The 481-nt window shown below is 65.7% G+C and carries 1 protein-coding gene; it reads left to right on the top strand.

The genetic code is table 11. From position 1 onward, the window contains the following. A partial coding sequence (locus tag ACU8YC_RS26655) for a catalase (RefSeq protein WP_446896215.1) occupies positions 1–481 on the top strand: 481 nt, incomplete at both ends.

Consider the following 481-nt stretch of genomic DNA (forward strand, 5'->3'; position numbering starts at 1 on the left):
ATGCGCGAGAAGATCACGCCTTTCGATCACGGGCGCATTCCGGGGCGCGTCGTGCACGCGGGCGGCTCGGCCGCGCACGGCGTGTTCCGCGTCTACGAATCGATGGCCGAGTACACGAAGGCCGCGTTCCTGCAGGACCCGGCGAAGGAAACGCCCGTGTACGTGCGCTTCTCGACGGTGCAGGGCCCGCGCGGCTCCGCCGACACGGTGCGCGACGTGCGCGGCTTCGCCGTGAAGTTCTACACCGACGAGGGCAACTACGATCTCGTGGGCAACAACATGCCGGTGTTCTTCATCCAGGACGCCATCAAGTTTCCGGACTTCGTCCACGCGGTGAAACCCGAACCGCACAACGAGATCCCGCAGGCGCAATCGGCCCACGATACCTTCTGGGATTTCGTCTCGCTGACGCCTGAGTCCGCACACATGGTGCTCTGGACCATGTCCGACCGCGCCCTGCCGCGCAGCTATCGGGCGATGG

This window comes from Citrobacter sp. VF227 (assembly GCF_052950715.1).